Annotated in this window: 1 protein-coding gene; it reads right to left on the bottom strand. The window is 60.4% G+C overall.

Going from position 1 to position 662, the window contains the following annotated elements; genetic code table 11:
- The coding region (locus ACF8R3_RS00650) for an immunoglobulin-like domain-containing protein (RefSeq protein ID WP_392514602.1) at nucleotides 1-662 on the bottom strand (662 nt) is incomplete at both ends.

Here is a 662-nt window from a genome sequence, read left to right as displayed (position 1 = left end):
TCGGTGACGCTCGGCGAAGCCGTCAGCGTGGCAGTGGTCGTGTCGATCGAGTCGTTGATCGTCGTTACCGCTGGCGTCAGATTAGGCGTCAGCTGCTCGAAGTTACCGCCCGTAGCGCTGTCGATGGTCACACTAACGGTCGAGCCGTTGTTATAGACGTCGTTGGCCGGGGTCTGGAAATCGATGCTGCCTTGAGTCTTGCCCGCTTCAACGGTGATGACCTGGCCATTGGACAGGGTCACGGTCACCGGGGTCTGAGCCGGGTTGGTCAGGGTCACGGTGTAGGTGATGACGCCGCCTTCAGTGACGCTCGGCGAAGCCGTCAGCGTGGCAGTGGTCGTGTCGATCGAGTCGTTGATCGTGGTAACTGCAGCCGCTGGATTCGGGGTCAGTTGTTCGAAGTTGCCACCCGTAGCGCTGTCAATAGTCACGCTAACGGTGGAGCCGTTGTTGTAGACGTCGTTGGCCGGGGTTTGGAAGTCGATGCTGCCCTGGGTCTTGCCTGCTTCAACAGTGATGACCTGACCATTGGACAGGGTCACGATCACCGGGGTCTGAGCCGGGTTGGTCAGGGTCACGGTGTAGGTGATCACGCCGCCTTCAGTGACGCTCGGCGAAGCCGTCAGCGTGGCAGTGGTCGTGTCGATCGAGTCGTTGATCGT

Origin of the sequence: Pseudomonas sp. FYR_7, from assembly GCF_043106155.1 — a bacterium.
In the GTDB taxonomy this organism is placed as follows: Bacteria; Pseudomonadota; Gammaproteobacteria; order Pseudomonadales; family Pseudomonadaceae; genus Aquipseudomonas; species Aquipseudomonas parafulva_B.
Note: the sequence above shows the minus strand (reverse complement) of the source record. Positions and strands in the feature narration are given on the sequence as shown.